Genomic DNA, 14624 nt, shown 5'->3' on the forward strand with positions numbered 1-14624 from the left:
CGCCGTGCCGTCCTGCCTCTCCCACCATGAATCGTCCTTCCCATCTCGATACCGTTGCCGCGCTGCGCCTTCGCCGGGTGAACCACCACTCGGGTGGTCACCCGGCGAAGGGCAGGTGTCCGGGGGGCCGGGTCCGCTGCGCGGGCTGGTCCCCCGCGCAGGCCCGCACCTCCGCCACCAGGTCCCGCAGGACGTCCAGCCCCTCCTGCGGGACCAGGCCGAGGTGGTAGAGGTGCAGTTCCGTGAGTCCGGCGTCGACGTACCGCTTCGCCAGTTCCCGGAGCGAGCCGCCGTCCACCGGGCGGACGGTCTCGGGTCGGACGTAGCCGCCGACGGCCGTCCCGGTCCCGGCGATCGCGGCGAGCTGCCGGATCGCGGACTCCCCGGTCTGCACGCCCGGCCAGCAGTTGGCGACGACGGCGTCGACCCCTTCGCCGGCGGCGGGGTACAGGCTTGGGAAGGAACCGGTTGCCCAGGAGTCTGCGGATCCGTGAACGGTGATCCGGATGTCCGGTGCCGCGTCCCGCGCCGCAGCCGTCATCCGCCGGCGGAAGTCCGCGCCCGCCGCCCGGAGCAGCCGCTGGACCTCTCGGGCAGTGTCCGTGCCGAGAGCCTCCTCAACGCTTGCGGGGGCCGGCCCAGCGCCGACGGCCGCCCGGACCCGGGCGGCGAGCCGGTCACCGTCGACACCGGCGCCGAGATGACTGCGCCGACAGGCGCGGCAGAAGCAGAGCGAGAGCAACTGCCGCTGCGCAGTTGTCCACCCGGCGAACTCGATCTTGTCGTGGTGCCCTCCGTGCTCGACACCCATGGGTCCGCATGCCTCCAGCACCAAGCCGTCGACCTCACCCAGGACGACCACCTCGCGGATCAACATGGCGCAGTACTCGATCACCTCCGGTGCCTGCGGGCAGAGCGCGTACGCGTAACTCTCACCGAATGCGTTGTGGACCGTCAGATCGCGGTTGGCCCGGCCGAGCAGGCTGTTGTGGGTGAGCACCGTCCAGCCCCAGACCGGAATTCCGGCCGCCGCGAGGGCGCCCCTGGCCCGGCGGAACGAGTCCGGCGTACCCGTCCACCCGGCCGTGGCCGGGACGAGCCGGCGGCCGGACCAGGCCGAGCGGCGCACCGGCAGGTAGCAGGCCGCGTGCTGCGCGTCGACGATCCGGTGGTGCGGGTGGTGCGGAGTGGCGGCGCGGGTGCTGTGGTAGGCAGCCGCCAGGGCCACGACGTCGACGCCGACGTCCCGGGCGCGGTCCGCCGCGGCGGGATCGCCGGTGAAGTCCCAGGGATAGGCGTAACCGACAGCTGTCACCATCTGGGCTTGAGCGCCTGGTAGGCGGGGTCGATGCTGCGCATGTACCCGGTGTCGTCTCGGTTGCGAAGACCGCAGGCGAGGTACTGCTCGTGCAGCCGGGCCAGCGCGTCATGGTCGAGTTCCACGCCGAGGCCGGGGGTGGAGGGGACGGCGACCGACCCGTTCCTGAAGGCGAGCACGCCGGGCCGGACGACATCCTCGCTCTCGTCCTTCCACGGCCAGTGCGTGTCGCAGGCGTAGGTGAGGTTGGGGGTGGCGGCGGCGAGGTGGACCATGGCGGCCAGACTGACGCCCAGGTGCGAGTTGGAGTGCATGGAGAGGCCGAGGCCGAAGGTGTCGCAGATACCTGAGAGGATCTTGGAGCGGTGCAGTCCGCCCCAATAGTGGTGGTCCGAGAGGATGATGCCCACAGCTTCGGCACGCAGGGCGTCCTCGACATCGTCGAACCCGACCACGCACATGTTCGTCGCCAGCGGCATCGGTACCTCACCCGCGACAACTGCCATGCCGGCGATGCCCGGGGTCGGATCCTCCAGGTACTCCAGGACGCCGTCGAGTTCGGCGCCGATCCGGACGGCCGTCTCGGGAGTCCAGGCGGCGTTCGGGTCGAGGCGCAGCGGCAGGTGGGGGAAGGCGGTGCGCAGGGCGCGGATCGCGTCCGCCTCCTGATCGGGCGGGAAGACGCCGCCCTTGAGCTTGAGGGCGGTGAATCCGTAGCGGTCGACCATGGTGCGTGCCTGGGCAACGATCTGCTCCGGGCACAACGCCTCGCCCCAGCTGTCGGGCTGGTGTCCGGGATGGGCGGCCCACTTGTAGAAGAGGTAGGCGCTGAAAGGGACTTCGTCACGCACTGCGCCGCCGAGGAGGTCCGACACCGGGCGTCCGAGGATTTTGCCCTGGATGTCCAGGCAGGCGACCTCGAACGGGGAGTAGACGCGGTCGACGGTGCCACCGGTGGTGATCTTTCCGGTGAGGCCGTGGCTGTCGTCGCCGGTGCTGCCCCCCAGCGCCGCACGGGTGCGGGCCAGTATGGCGTTGAGCGCGAAGACGTCCTGGCCGATGAGGGCGTGCGAGACGGTGGTCAGCCGGGCCAGGTGTTCCTCGTCGGCGTAGGTCTCGCCCACCCCGGTCGGACCCGCGTCGGTGGTGACCTCGACGATCGCTCGAAGGGCGTACGGCTCGTGCACTCCGACCGCGTTCAGCAGGGCCGGATCACGGAAGGCCACAGGAGTGACGGTGATCCCGGCGATCCGGACGGTGTCGCTCATGTCGCGCTCCACGGCATGTCGACGACGGCCAGGCCGGCGGCCAGGATCTCCCGCAGGCGTTCGAGGTGCTCGGGCATGGGGTCGGCCAGCGGTGGCCTCACCCCGCCGACGTCCGGTCCGCGCATGGTCACGGCGGCCTTGACGAGGGAGACCGCGTAGCCGGGGACCAGGTCACGCAGTTCCACCAGAGGGTTGAAGAACTCGCCGAGCAGGCGGTCCGCAAGCTCGGCGTTGCCCGTGGTGACCGCTTCGTAGAAGGCCAGGGAGATCTCCGGGGCGAAGCAGAAGACCGCGGAGGAGTACAGCTCGACGCCGACAGCGCGGTAGGCCGAGACGGTGACCTCGGCGGTGGGCATGCCGTTGAAGAACTGGAAGTCCTTGCCAGAGCCGTGCGTCGCGGCTCGGATCGCCTTCACGATGCGGGCGAGGCTGTCCAGGTCGCCGATACCGTCCTTGAATCCGGTGACGTTGGGGATACGTGCGACCTCGACCGCTGTGGACTCGTCGAAGCGGGTGGTGGCCCGGTTGTAGACGATCACTGGCAGTTCCGAGGCCGCCGCAACCGCACTGGTGTACGCCACCAGCCCCTGGGGCGGCCCGGAAACCAGGTAGGGGGGCAGTAGCAGCAGGCCGTCCGCGCCCGAGCTCTCGGCGACGCGGGCCAGCCGGGTGGCGACGGGGAGCGGGCCGCCGGTGCCGCAGTAGACGGGTACCGCGCCCGCCACCTCCTCCACGGCGGCGCGGATCAGCGCCTCGCACTCGGCCACGTCCAGGGCGTGGAACTCACCCGTTCCGCAAGCCACGAACACGCCTCCGGGGCCCGCGGCCAGTCCCCGTGCGAGGTGTGCGCGAAACGCCGGCAGGTCGATGGCTCCCGAGGCGCCAAAGGGCGTCACCGGGAAGAACAGCACTCCGTCCAGCTGTGGCATCAGAAGCCTCGTTTCCACATATATGAATTACGTACTCACTTGCGAATCGGGCCTTGAACCTAAATGTCCCGGAGGCGGGAGTCAAGAACCTGCAAATCGGGCACTTCAGTCACCTTGATACGACCTTGACGAGATGGACCCGAAGGACTAGCCTCCCCGCAGCCTTCGCAAATAGGTACTGAATTCACATATGAAGACAATGCGCCATGCATGGGGACCGTCACTGCCGGCATGGTCGGCGACCGTCACACGGTCCCGTCGGGCTGCACGGAACACCGCCCGCCAACACCTCCGGTGCTGGCTCGCCCCCGCCGCGGCGCACGCGGCCTCAGCAGGCAGGTAGCACATGGACACAGCGACACGCCTCCTCCTCAGCGCAGTCCTCGTCTCGACGATCCTCCCGCTGACGGCCTGCGGCCAGGAGAGGCCGCCGGAGGGCGGGCCCCCCACGCCCGTCACCGTCGGACTGCTGCTGCCGAACACGTCCTCCACGCGCTACGAGTCCTTCGACCGGCCGCTGATCGAGGCCGCCGTCACCGGCCTCTGCAGCCGCTGCACTGTCGCGTACGCCAATGCGGAGGGCCAGGAGAACATCCAACGAAAGCAGTTCGACGACCTGTTGGCCAAGGGCGCGCGGGTGATCCTCTTGGACCCGGTCAACGCCGCGGGGACCGCATCCTGGGTGGACGCCGCCGCCAGGCAGGGAACCAAGGTGGTCTCCTACGACCGCCTCGCCGCAGGAAGGGTGACGGCTTACGTCTCCTTCGACAGTGAACGGACCGGCGAGTTGCAGGGCAAGGCCCTGATCGACGCGCTCGGCCCCAAAGCCGCCACCGCCAACGTCGTGATGATCAACGGTGCGGACGGCGACCCCAACACCCTGGCCCTCAAGGCCGGAGCCCACCAGGCACTCGACGGCAAGGTCAAAAGCATCCCCTACGAGCAGTCCGGCGACTGGAAGCCCGAGACAGCGGCCCGTCGGACGGCCGAGGCCGTCCGCACACTCGGCAAAGGCGGCTTCCAGGCCGTCTACTCCGCCAACGACGCCATGGCCGGGGCGATCATCGAGACCCTCCGGTCATCCGGCATGAGCGGCCTGCCGGTCGGCGGCCAAGACGCCTCGATCGACGCCGTACGCCGGGTCCTGGCCGACGAACAGGCCTACACCATCTACAAGCCCTACCGGCAGGAGGCCGAGGCCGCCGGCGACGTCACTGCCTACCTGCTGAACGGCCTGAACGTCAGTGCTGTGGCCCAGTCGGTCACCAAGCGCGACGGCGACCGGATCCCCTCCCTGCTGCTCACCCCGGTCCTGGTGACCAAAGCGAACGTCGCTTCCACCGTGATGGCCGGAGGACTCTACTCCGCAGCCGAGATCTGCGCCGAACAGTACGAGAGCCTGTGCCTCAAGGCCGGACTCCGGTGACCCGGCTCCCCGCCGAGTCCGAGCTCCGACCAGAGCACGTCGCCGGCCGAGTGGCCCGTACCCCCATCGGTCCGCTACAAATGCCCAACCTCCTGATCTCGGCCCTCCGAATCCTGACCGGCTCCGGCGCCACGCCTCCCGGCTCCGCGCCGGATGCCGAAACTTCCGCACGAGACCCCGCGACTGGCGTCCGTCGGCCGCTCCGACACCCGACCATCCGAGTCACCCTCCACGCGCCCCCGGCACAGGTGACCCACATATCGATCGATCCCCTGTCGATCACACGGTTCTCCACCCCTTCTGGTGACCCGTGGCAAAGGCCCTTCAGGCTTCGTGCGGACACCCAACAGAAGGGAAAAATCCGGCATCAAAGCGCCGAGCCACCGGCCGCTTCATGTCAGCACAGAGGAAAGAAGGGCCTTCAATGCCCACACCAGACAGCCGCGTGACGCTACCCCCCGCCGCCTACCTGCGTTACGACCCGAACGACCTCGCGGGCCTGGCAGGCCGCCTGGACGCCCTGCGCGCCTTCGCCGCACGGCTGGGCCTGCCCGACCCCGTCTTCTATCTCGACCACGGCTCCGCCTCCCACGATCCCCGGCCCTACCTCCACCAGTTCGCCCGGGGCGCCCGACGTGGCTCCCACCACCTGCTGCTCATTCCCGGACTGTGGGTCTTCTCCCCGGACGACACCCAGGCACGTCTGACGGCCCGACGACTCACCACCATCGGCGGCGTCCGCATCCTGCAGCTCCCTCCTCCGACGGCGCGACGGGCGGCCTCCCACCCGGTGACCCAATTGAACGACGAGCGCGGATCCTCGTAGGCGTCCTCGTCCCAGCGGACCTCCCGGGCGATCTGACCCGGCGTGAACCCGAGCCGTTCCGCCAGGCTCCGGCGGAATGCGCCTGCCCTGCTTACTGAAACTCGCAACTCCCAAATCGTTCGCCGCCCCAAGAGGCAGCAATGTGCAGCCAGCGGCCACGCCACCCCGCCCCAGGTGGCTCCCGGACCGGCCACGAGGCACCCCTTGCCTGTCCAGCGCCCCCGGGATCTCCCGGTGAGGGCCACCGCCTCAGCTTCACCACGCCCCGACGCACCTCGGGAACGGCCGGGCGGCGTACAGCGTCGACCCGGCCTCCCCCGCCGGGGCCTGCACGACGGACTGCGTCCGGCCGCCCAGGCCCGGGGAGGCGACACGTCGGCCGTCGGTCAAAGCCGCCCAGGCCGTGCTCGGCCGCCGGGCGCGCGGGCACGGACCGGTGGCTGCTGTGCACCGGGCTCCTTCCTGTACGACTTGTTCCCCGCCCGGGTGAACCGCGCCCCGATCAGCTTCCCCGCACCGACCCGGGCCCGCTAGGACAATCCACAAGTGACGGATCATCACAGAGCGGACTCTCCCCGATGCGGACCCAGGACCACCACGCGCGCCCTCGCCACCACCGCGGCCACCCTGCTGCTCGGCGCGGCCCTCGCCTCCCCCGCCGGCGCCGCGCAGCCGGCCGCGCCCGCCCACCGGGCCCCCGGCGAGGTGGTCAGCACCACCCTGCTGGACGCCCTCGACGCGCTGCCCGTCACGGACGAGGACCGCACCCGCTACGTCCGCACCGCCTTCCGGCACTGGATCGACGCCGACAAGGACGACTGTGACACCAGGCGCGAGGTCATCATCGACGAAGCCGTCCAGGCACCCGAGGTCGGCGCACGCTGCACCCTGACGGGCGGTCAGTGGTACTCCCCCTACGACGCGGTGACCGTCTCCGACGCCGCCGGCTTGGACGTCGACCACATGTTATCCGCACCTGCGACGGATCACCGTGGATGAAGATGCTGGTCACTGGGTCAACGGCATGCCGACGACAGCTCTCTGGCGTCCCGATTGCGGGGACTGTCAGTGGGGTGGGTGATGCTTCTCCTGTGACGCTCCAGGACGAGAACCCGATCGACGGTCAAGCGGCCGGCGATTGCCTGCCTGATCCGCGTTCTCTGATCGAGGACACCGACTGGTCTTCGCTGGAGCACGCTTACGGGCCGGCGCAGGACACGCCGCTGCGCCTGATCCAACTCCTGGCCGAGGAGCCGGAGGTCCAGGCCGAGGCATTGGGGCCGCTCGACATGTCGGTCCTGCACCAGGATTCCTTGTACAGCGCCACGGCGCCGGCCGCGCTGTTCATCGCCACGATCCTGGACGACCACCGCACGCTGGCCCGGCACGAGAGCTACTTTCCCTGGGACGACCGCTCCCGGCCGCTGCGCGCCGCCCTGCTCGAATGGCTGGGCCGGGTAGCGGACTCGGCCGCCTACGGCGAGAGGACCGGCGCGGAAGACGGCAACGACCCGGGAGCCACCCACGCCGTCAGAGCCGTTCGCGGACCGATCTGCAACGCCGTCACCGCGCACCTGCTCGCCCCGGACCCAGCCGTCCGGGAGACTGCCCTCGGCGCTGCCACTGCACTCCTGCAGGCTCCAGACCTGGCCGGACGGATCGTCACCACCACCGAGTTTCTCCGACGTCTACTCGCCGAGAGCACCGACCGGCGTGAACGCGCAGCCACGGTTCTGACGATCGGGGCCTGGGGCGAGGACACCAGCGAACTGCTCACCGATCCCGACCCCGCCGTCCGGGCCTGCGCGGCGCTGGCACCCGGCTGTATCGGCAACACCCAGGCAACGCAGGTGATCCTCAACGCCCTGCTCGAACCGGCCACCGTCGACTCCTGGCTCCCGGAGCCCACCGCCGCCGACCCCTGGATCGTGGACCCGTTACCGCAGATCGAAGGCCGTCTACGGCACGCCCTGCTGTCTGCGGCCATCGAACGCACCGACGACTTCGAGGAACTGCTCGCGGTCGCCGTAGCCTGCGTGCCCTTCTGCAGCAACCTCACCATCGGCAACGACTGGGGCCCCCTGCTGGCTGCGGCCTTCCCGTCCGGCTACAGCCCGGGGGCTGAGCTCACACCCGCCCAGCACCGCTTTCTCAGAGCGCTCGCGGACCGCGATGTGTGCTGGCGATATACCCACCTCATCGCGTCCTGGTTTCAGGGCATCGGCCTTCCCGCAAACCGGGATGCCATCAAGGCGCTTCTGGAGCAAACTCGTTGAGCCAGTCGGCGCATGCCCGGAGCTCTACGTCCTCGGTCACATTTAATGGTGACGTCGGGTGTTGGAACTGTCTGAATGCCTCTGTGATCAGAGCGGCGCGAGGATCATGAGAACCTCGTCGCGGGTGTCGTGGAGTGCGAGCCGGAGGGTGTCGGGCCAGCGACCAATCTCACGCCATCCGAGCCGCCCGTAGAAGTCCTCCAGGCCCTCGCCGCCCCGGGCTGCCAGATGCAGTTGTTCCAGGCCGAGCTCGTTGCGGGCGATCTTCCGGAGCTCGTGGACGAGGGCGGATCCGATTCCGCGGCCACGGAAGGTGGGGTGGGTCTGGAGATGGTGGACGGTGCCCCAGTGCCCGACGAGTCGGTAGGGATCGCGGTTGAGGATGACCCATCCGGCAAGGACGCCGTCGACCTGGGCGATGAGGAGCCGACTCTGCTGCGGGTCGAGACGGCTGAGGAGTTTGTCCGCGACGGGCGTGACGTCGTCGAGTGTGACCGGAGGGAACGGGAATCCCGCGGCGCCGCCGGCGTTGGTGACCGCGATCCAGCAGTCGATCAGCTCTTGCCGGAGTTCGGCGGCGACGTCGTGCGGGTTGGTCATATCGACAAGGTGGAGGGCGGCGTCATTCGGCATGGGCGAGAGGATGCCAGAGGGAGGCACGCCCCGGGGTGCCCGATCTGGTCGGCGCGCTGAGCGGGTGGGGCGGCGGCACACGGGCAGACCGGGCCGGCGAACACCGTCGGCACTCGCCGGGCCCGGCGCGCGAACCTTCGGGACCCTCTCCCTACGGTTCGCCTCGCGTCCGCCTCGCCCGGCGGACGCGCTCCATCCCTGTCTGACCAGCGTACGACCCGCCCCGACCCCCGGGCCGGACAAGCAGCCGGCGCCGCCCGGGCTCAGCCGCCAGCGACCCGCCACCGTTTCCGTTCCCAGAACCGAGGGTGGCGCCACACACTCGCAGCTCTGACTTTGTCCACGAGAACGGGTTCTGGCTCAACTTCCGTGGCCGATAGCAGAGCGTGACTGCCTAGATCTCGAAGAGCGCGTCTTCTTGTGGCTTGATCGGAGGTTCGAGGAGGTCACGGAGTCTCTTGACCCCCTGACGCCAGCGCAGGCCAGCCGAGGCGTCGAACCAGCCGTCGACAAGTTCTGACTGTTCCGCCGCTACCTGATCCAGCGCGTCGACAGCGAGCATCGCGAGGTCTGCAGGGAATGTCGGCAATGGCTCGGACGGGCCGTAGATTGGGCAGGTCGGTTCGCCGCCGTACTGTGCGGCGATCAGGGCCGCGGCGGCCACAGCCCGCTCACCATCAGACTGATTGAGATAGTCCGTTGAGTCGGCAGCGCGCTTCAGCATGCGGCGAACCAGTTTCTCCCGTTCTCCTACGGGAGCGTCATCAAGGTCACCGGCGAAGTCGGCAGCGGTGTCGTTGTCGAAGGGGCCGATGTCCCAGGTGCCCATGCTGATCTCCTTGCGCCGCAGTCCAGGGATCCTCGCACAGGCGACCGACAGCGAGGTCATGACGCGAGAAGGACCCGTTTCCGCAGGAGCTCAAAGCGCCGCCGCAACCGGTGAGCCTGAGCTTTGCCCCGCGACGGGGACACCCTGACACTTGGATCTTGTAGATCCAGGAAGGGAAGTCCAGATGGGACGTCCGTCGAAGTACTCGGACGAGTTCCGTCGTGACGCCGTCGCGCTGTACGGGGCCTCGGAGGGCCGGCGCACGTTCGCGGCGGTGGCGAAGGAGATCGGGGTCAACCATGAGACCCTGCGGAACTGGGTACGCGCTGCCGATGCCGAGCCGGCGTCGACCGGGCAGACGCTGAACGCCGAGGAGCGGGCCGAGCTCGCGCGGCTTCGCAAGGCCGAACGCGAGTGGCAGGTCGAGAAGGAGATCCTGCGCCGGGCAGCCGCGTATTTCGCACGGGAGATGAAGTGAGGGCCCGCCGCTGGGACTTCATCTCCACCCACGCCGCCGAGTTCGGCGTCCAGCGGTTGTGCGAGGTCCTGGGCGTCGCCCGATCCGGCTACTACGCCTGGCAGGCCGGTGCTCGGGCGCGTGCCGACCGGGCGGCGGCGGAGGCCGCGCTGGTGGGCGAGATCCGCGAGGTCCACCGGGAGACGCGGGGCGCCTACGGGGTGCCGAGGGTGCACGCGGAACTGCGGGCCCAAGGTCGGGTGGTCAACCGCAAGCGGATAGCCCGCCTGATGCGTGAGCACGGAATCATCGGCCGTCACCTGCGCAAACGCTGCCGAACCACCGTCCGGGACAGGAGCGTGCCGCCGGCGCCGGACCTGGTCGGACGGGACTTCACCGCGGGCGGGCCCGATGTCCGGTGGGTCGGCGACATCACGTATCTACCGGTCGGCGGCTCGTGGATGTACCTGGCCACCGTCATCGACCTGCACTCGCGCCGGCTCGTGGGCTGGTCGATGGCCGACCACATGCGCACTCGCCTGGTCGCTGACGCCCTGGAGGCCGCGGTGGCGACCCGCGGCGGCCTGGTCGACGGCGTGATCTTCCACTCGGACAGGGGCTCTCAAGGTGAATTCAACTGGTCGTCGCAACACCCTGATCTCGGAGGGGTGCGGCGTGGCCACAGCGGACTGGCGTTTGAAGACCAGCGATGTTCCGGAGGAGCGGCGTCGGCAGTGGCGCGCTGACCGTACGTTGCGGCCGGCGATGCGTTCGCCGGGACGGCCTGATCCGTCTCGGGTCGTGCAGCGCCAGTTCTGGCGCCTGATCGCCACAGGGGTCACGACGGTGGAGGCGTCACTGGCGGTCGGCGTGTCGTGGCCGGTGGGTGCGAGGTGGTTTCGTCACGCTGGCGGCATGCCTCCGATCTCGTTGGCCGAGCCCTCGGGCCGGTACCTCACGTTCGAGGAGCGCGAGGAGATCGCGATCCTCAGGGCGATGAGCAAGGGCGTGCGCGAGATCGCCCGCGCCCTGGGGCGTGACCCCGGGACAATCTCTCGCGAACTGCGCCGCAACGCCGCCACGCGCGGCGGCAAGCAGGAGTACCGCGCGACGGTCGCCCAGTGGAAGGCTCAGCAGGCGGCCAAGCGTCCGAAGAGCGCGAAGCTCCTGGGCAACGACCGGTTGCGTGAGTACGTGCAGGAGAGGCTTTCGGGGAACGTTCACCGGCCTGACGGGACGGTCGTCGCGGGGCCGCAGACGCCTCCGTGGAAGGGGCTGAACAAGCCGCACCGGCAGGACAGGCGGTGGGCGACAGCATGGAGCCCGGAACAGATCTCGCACCGGTTGAAGGCCGACTTCCCCGAGGATGAGTCCATGCGCATCAGCCACGAGGCGATCTACCAGTCGCTGTTCATCGAGGGCCGTGGTGCGCTCAAGCGGGAGCTGGTCGCCTGCCCGCACCGGGCGGGCACTTCGAGAGCCTCGGTCGAGGTCACGGAACAAGCCGCAAGGGCATGTCACTGCGGATGTCGTCCTCAGTGAACGTCCTGCAGAGGCCGCGGACCGCGCGGTCCCGGGGCATTGGGAAGGCGATCTGATCATTGGGACGGGCCGGTCCGCGATCGGCACGCTCGTCGAGCGCAGCAGCCGATCTGCACTCCTGGTGCATCTACCGAGGATGGAGGGCTGGGGCGAGGTGCCACCTGTGAAGAACGGGCCGCCGTTGGGCGGTTACGGCGCCGTCGCGATGAACACTGCTCTGACCGAGTCGATGACGAAGCTACCCGAGCAGCTCCGCAAAACCCTGACCTGGGACCGCGGGAAGGAACTTTCCGGGCATGCCCAGTTCGCGCTCGAGACAGGGACGAAGGTGTTCTTCGCCGATCCGCACTCGCCCTGGCAGCGACCCACAAACGAGAACACGAACGGGCTGCTGCGTCAGTACTTCCCGAAGGGCACGGACCTGTCCCGGTGGTCCGCCGGGGACCTCGAAGCCGTCGCCCTGGCGATCAATAACCGACCCCGCAAGATCCTTGGCTGGAAGACCCCGGCCGAGGTCTTCGAGGAGCAGCTACGCTCACTACAACAGCCCGGTGTTGCAACGACCGGTTGAACTCACCCAATACGTTTCGGCCGAGTTCGCGGGACTCTGCCGACGCCACGGGATCCGGCGGAGCATGGGGAAGGTCGGCTCCAGCTACGACAACGCCGCGGCGGAGAGCTTCTTCGCCTCGCTGAAGCGGGAGTTGATGCACGGGGCCCGCTGGACCAGCCAGCATCAGGCGAGGCTCGAGGTGTTCCGCTGGGTCTCCTTCTACAACCTCCGCCGTCGCCACTCCACGCTCGGCTACCTCAGCCCGGTCCAGTTCGAACAGCAGACAGCGGCGTCCCGTAGGATCACCCTCGCCGCATGAAACCCCGTGTCCACCTCCCGGGGGAAGGCTCAGCCCTGGCAGCACTACGACCTGGGACACGGTTACTGCACCTACTCCTTCTTCGAGCAGTACTCCCACCGCAATGGCCTGCGCGCGCTGCGACTTCTACACCCCCAAGGACTCGACCAAGGCCCAACTCCTCGAAGCCAAAGCCAACTTGCAGAAGATGCACGCAGCGATCCCGCTCACCGAGGACGAGCAGGCTGCCGTCGATGACGGCCAAGCGGCCATCGACCGCCTCCTTGAACAACTCGCCGACGTCCCCACCCCGGCCGGGCCGACACCCCGGCAGATCGACAGGCCCGCCGGGGCGACACTGCTGCCGATCGTCGCAGTGAACCAGAGGCCGACTGCGTAATCGACCTGCGCTCTCGGCGCTGACCAGGCAACATGGCCGCATGTCGGATCTTCTCTGGGACGAGGTCAAGAACTTCTTCGATCCCGACCTCATGGGGGCGCTGCCCGACGTCTTCGTCCCCAACACCGGCGATGGCGAGGGCGGGCCGGTTGTCGGCGGGGGCGCGGTGGAGCCAGCGGCCGCCGGGGGCGACGATGCCGGAGGGGGCGTTCGCGGCGTACTGGGCAGGGACGGCGTAGCCGAGCCAGTAGTTGTAGAGGGTGCCGTAGGCCTGGGCGACGGTGGCGCGGGCCGGGTCGTCGACCATCACGGAGACCAGGACGCAGTCGACGTCCAGGCGTTCGTACTCGGCGAACAATTCGGGGAAGTACGCCTCGATGCAGATGGCCAGGCCGAAGCGGAACCCGTCCACCTCGAACACCGTCGGCTCCGGCCGGCCGGGCGTGTAGAGGTAGGACAGTTCGGTGTTCGACAGGTACCGCTTGTCGTACCGGGTGACCAGCTGGCCCTCGTCGGAGACGACATACAGACTGTTGTGCGGCCGCGCCGGTGGGGTGAGCGGGTGGAGGGATCCGAAGACCGTCCACAGGCTCAGCTCCCCGGCCAGCGCCGCGATCCGCTGTGCCTCCTCGCGCAGCACGTCCCACGCCGCGCCGGACCCGTCCACGGGCGTCAGCGTGCCGTCGGGGCCGGCCGCCACCACGTGCTTGTCCGGGTAGACGAGAGCGCCCTCCGGGAACTGCACCAACCGCGCCCCCGCCCCTGCGGCCTCGACCATCAGGGCCCGAATCTCCTCCCCCGCCCCCCGGATCGCCGCCTGGTCCCGGGGGTCCTCGGGGACCGTGCTCTGCGCCACCGCCAACCGCAACATCCTGTCCATCCCGGGACCGTACCGACGCCGTCGGCGCCTCGCCCGGCCCGCGCTGGGAAGGTCACACGCACGTGTCTGCGGCCCCGTCGGGCGCGCGGGCGGGGCCGGGCACCAAGGCGTCCGGCCCCGCCCCGCCCCGCCCATGAGCATGGTCGGCCCGAGCGGACACCGCCGGACCGACCTGGCCGGTCAGGTGCGGCGCCACCAGGAGCCAGCAGGCTTCCCATCGGCAGCCGCGACTTCGGCCTGCTCGCGCTCGGCCTCGTGGCGCGCCCGCCGGTCAGCGTCGACCTGACGGCGGCCTGCGCACAGCCCGTCGTCACCCCAGGTGCCGGAGCCCGCGCCCCCACCCCCGCCACAGCCGCTGCCGCTGCCGCTGCCGCCGGTAAGGCTCTCTTCAACCATGAAGATCGCCATCTACGACTGAGCACCAGGGGCCGCAAGCGCCGAACGCAGCGCTCCCAGGTAACGGGCTGCTGCTTCCCGCGAGGCTTCCATCGCCATGTGAAAGGCGGTTTCGTCGGCGCCGCTCAATTGATTAGCTTTCACCTCGAGGGACTCCTCTAGAGCAGCGAAAAAATGGGGGGCTTCAAGGTTACTTCCGCTGCGTTCCAACTGCCAGTCAACATGACGAGCAAAACGTTGGATCCACTCCCCCAGGCCAACTGGGGCATTGTCGGGAAGATCTCCTGTGACCTGACGGCAATGCAGTTCAATAAGTTCCGCAGCCTTATAGGGATAGTATGCGCCCCCTGGAGGATCCTCATCCCAGAGATCGAGTAGACCTCCGATGCTTTCCAAGAGACTGGAGAAGGTCTCCACGCCGACATTCGACGATTCGTCACAAATGAAAGACACCGAGTGGCACAATTCCGGCCAGTCGGGCTCGCCGGTGACAACTCCAGACCACTCCTGCGACAATCCAGCCTCAAGGATTGGCCCGAACCGCGCAACCACCACACGGGCACGCTGCACTCGCCTCTCAATGCTCGCCTTAT

Annotated in this window: 12 protein-coding genes and 3 pseudogenes; 7 read left to right on the forward strand and 8 right to left on the reverse strand. The window is 69.1% G+C overall.

Features of this window, described 5'->3' with window-relative positions:
- Positions 1-97: 97 nt before the first annotated feature.
- Genes J2S46_RS39830 through J2S46_RS39840 form a run of 3 tightly spaced genes read right to left on the reverse strand, consistent with a single transcriptional unit; the run spans position 98 to position 3515 of the window.
- Positions 98-1318, reverse strand: a complete 1221-nt coding sequence (locus J2S46_RS39830; RefSeq protein ID WP_191294426.1) for a hypothetical protein — start codon at positions 1316-1318, stop codon at positions 98-100.
- Complete coding sequence (locus J2S46_RS39835; protein WP_191294425.1) at positions 1312-2586, reverse strand: glucarate dehydratase family protein; 1275 nt, start codon at positions 2584-2586, stop codon at positions 1312-1314. The genes J2S46_RS39830 and J2S46_RS39835 overlap by 7 nt, the downstream gene beginning before the upstream one ends.
- A complete protein-coding gene (locus tag J2S46_RS39840) occupies positions 2583-3515 on the reverse strand; it encodes a 5-dehydro-4-deoxyglucarate dehydratase (protein ID WP_191294424.1) in 933 nt (310 codons plus the stop codon). The genes J2S46_RS39835 and J2S46_RS39840 overlap by 4 nt, the downstream gene beginning before the upstream one ends.
- Positions 3516-3861: 346 nt before the next feature.
- Between J2S46_RS39840 and J2S46_RS39845 the strand changes: the two genes are divergently transcribed.
- From J2S46_RS39845 to J2S46_RS39860, 4 genes are all read left to right on the forward strand, one after another.
- Positions 3862-4941: a sugar ABC transporter substrate-binding protein gene (locus J2S46_RS39845; RefSeq protein ID WP_191294423.1), complete on the forward strand. Its 1080-nt coding sequence runs from the start codon at positions 3862-3864 to the stop codon at positions 4939-4941.
- 424 nt (positions 4942-5365) lie between these two features.
- Positions 5366-5767, forward strand: coding sequence for a hypothetical protein (locus J2S46_RS39850; protein WP_191294422.1), 402 nt, complete (start codon positions 5366-5368; stop codon positions 5765-5767).
- Between the two features lie 546 nt (positions 5768-6313).
- Entirely contained in the window at positions 6314-6766 is a 453-nt protein-coding gene (locus J2S46_RS39855; RefSeq protein ID WP_307353079.1) for a hypothetical protein, read from the forward strand.
- A 92-nt stretch (positions 6767-6858) separates the two neighbouring features.
- Complete coding sequence (locus J2S46_RS39860; protein WP_307353082.1) at positions 6859-8043, forward strand: HEAT repeat domain-containing protein; 1185 nt, start codon at positions 6859-6861, stop codon at positions 8041-8043.
- A gap of 87 nt (positions 8044-8130) precedes the next feature.
- Here J2S46_RS39860 and J2S46_RS39865 read toward each other — a convergent pair whose 3' ends face one another.
- Both J2S46_RS39865 and J2S46_RS39870 read right to left on the reverse strand, forming a co-directional pair.
- Entirely contained in the window at positions 8131-8676 is a 546-nt protein-coding gene (locus J2S46_RS39865; protein WP_191293358.1) for a GNAT family N-acetyltransferase, read from the reverse strand.
- 394 nt (positions 8677-9070) lie between these two features.
- The gene (locus tag J2S46_RS39870; protein ID WP_191293357.1) at positions 9071-9505 is read right to left on the reverse strand and encodes a DUF4259 domain-containing protein; all 435 of its coding nucleotides are present in this window, start codon (positions 9503-9505) and stop codon (positions 9071-9073) included.
- Between the two features lie 184 nt (positions 9506-9689).
- Here J2S46_RS39870 and J2S46_RS39875 point away from each other — a divergent pair.
- The 3 pseudogenes from J2S46_RS39875 to J2S46_RS39885 all read left to right on the forward strand — a co-directional run.
- A pseudogene (locus J2S46_RS39875) lies at positions 9690-10588 on the forward strand (IS3 family transposase); the annotation flags it as partial.
- A 70-nt stretch (positions 10589-10658) separates the two neighbouring features.
- Positions 10659-12075: pseudogene (locus J2S46_RS39880) on the forward strand (IS30 family transposase).
- Between the two features lie 4 nt (positions 12076-12079).
- A pseudogene (locus tag J2S46_RS39885) lies at positions 12080-12376 on the forward strand (transposase); the annotation flags it as partial.
- 206 nt (positions 12377-12582) lie between these two features.
- Here the strand turns inward: J2S46_RS39885 and J2S46_RS40975 are convergent.
- From J2S46_RS40975 to J2S46_RS39900, 3 genes are all read right to left on the reverse strand, one after another.
- Positions 12583-13635 carry a carbon-nitrogen hydrolase family protein gene (locus J2S46_RS40975; RefSeq protein WP_370882347.1) on the reverse strand — a complete coding sequence of 351 codons (1053 nt, stop codon included), beginning with the start codon at positions 13633-13635 and terminating at the stop codon, positions 12583-12585.
- Between the two features lie 180 nt (positions 13636-13815).
- The gene (locus tag J2S46_RS39895) at positions 13816-14043 is read right to left on the reverse strand and encodes a hypothetical protein (protein WP_191293353.1); all 228 of its coding nucleotides are present in this window, start codon (positions 14041-14043) and stop codon (positions 13816-13818) included.
- A complete protein-coding gene (locus J2S46_RS39900; protein ID WP_191293352.1) occupies positions 14044-14448 on the reverse strand; it encodes a hypothetical protein in 405 nt (134 codons plus the stop codon). It lies immediately after the preceding gene.
- Positions 14449-14624: the final 176 nt, after the last annotated feature.

It is taken from the genome of Kitasatospora herbaricolor, assembly GCF_030813695.1.
Lineage (GTDB): Bacteria > Actinomycetota > Actinomycetes > Streptomycetales > Streptomycetaceae > Kitasatospora > Kitasatospora herbaricolor.